The organism is Nocardia sp. NPDC001965 (assembly GCF_053594175.1).
Genome location: NZ_JBSFDZ010000102.1, coordinates 1 through 1,138 on the forward strand (window position 1 = coordinate 1; position 1,138 = coordinate 1,138).

Sequence of the window (1,138 nt, forward strand, 5' to 3'; positions counted from 1 at the left end):
GCGCCTGAAATGCGTTGGATATATCGGGCGAGGGAGTCGAGGATCTCCTCGGCGGTCTTGCGCCAGACGAACGGCCGGGGGTTGGCGTTCCAGTGCTCGATCCAGGTGGTGACGTCTTTCTCCAGTGCCGCAACACTTTTGTGGACACCGCGGCGGGTGAGCTGGTCGGTGAGGTATCCGAACCAGCGTTCGACCTGGTTGAGCCAGGAGGATCCGGTCGGGGTGAAGTGGACATGGAAGCGAAGGTGGCGGGCGAGCCATTCATTGACAATCGGGGTCTTATGGGTGGCCAGGTTGTCGCAGACCAGATGAATATCCAGTTCGGCGGGCACGGTCTTGTCGATCGTGACCAGGAACTTCTTGAACTCGGTCGCGCGGTGCCGGCGGTGCAACTCGCCGATCACGGTGCCGTCGGCGATATTGAACGCCGCGAGCAGGCTCGTAGTCCCGTGACGGGCGTAGTCGAGGGTGCGGCGCTCGGGCATGCCCGGCATCATCGGCAATACCGGCTGGGAACGATCCAGGGCCTGCATCTGCGACTTCTCGTCCACACACAACACGACAGCCCGCTCGGGTGGATTGTGGTAAAGGCCGACGACATCGACCACTTTCTCCACGAACAGCGGATCGGTCGACAGTTTGAACCCGTCGACCAGGTGCGGTTTCAGCTCGAACCGCCGCCAGATCCGCCCGATCGTCGATTTCGACAGCCCGGTCCGCTCGGCCATCGACGACCGGGACCAATGCGTGGCATCACGCGGAGTCTGCTCCAGGGTCAACGCCAGCACCTGTTCCACCCGGTCCAGCAGTATCGACGGCGGCCGGCCCGGCCGCGGTTCATCGGCCAGCCCGGGCAGACCGTGTTCGATGAAGCGTTTGCGCCACTTCGCCACGGTCATCGGTGTGACATCGACCGCTGCCGCCACATGCGCGTTCGCTGCTCCCGGCTCTGCACACGCCAGCACGATCCGGCACCGCAACGCATACGCCTGCGTCGAGGTCGCCGCCCGCGCACCCCGCACCAACTCTTGCCGCTGCGCCTCGGTCACCACCAACTCTGGACCCGATCTCGGCCGCCCCGTCCTCGCCACCGCCGAATCCTACAATTAGCCAACGCATTTCAGGCGCAGAACACTAG

1 protein-coding gene is annotated in these 1,138 nt (G+C 64.3%); it reads right to left on the bottom strand.

The genetic code is table 11. The features are described 5' to 3' along the window. A partial coding sequence (locus ACWCPQ_RS35040; protein WP_449907485.1) for an IS630 family transposase occupies positions 1-1,091 on the bottom strand: 1,091 nt, incomplete at its 3' end. Between the last annotated feature and the right edge of the window lie 47 nt (positions 1,092-1,138).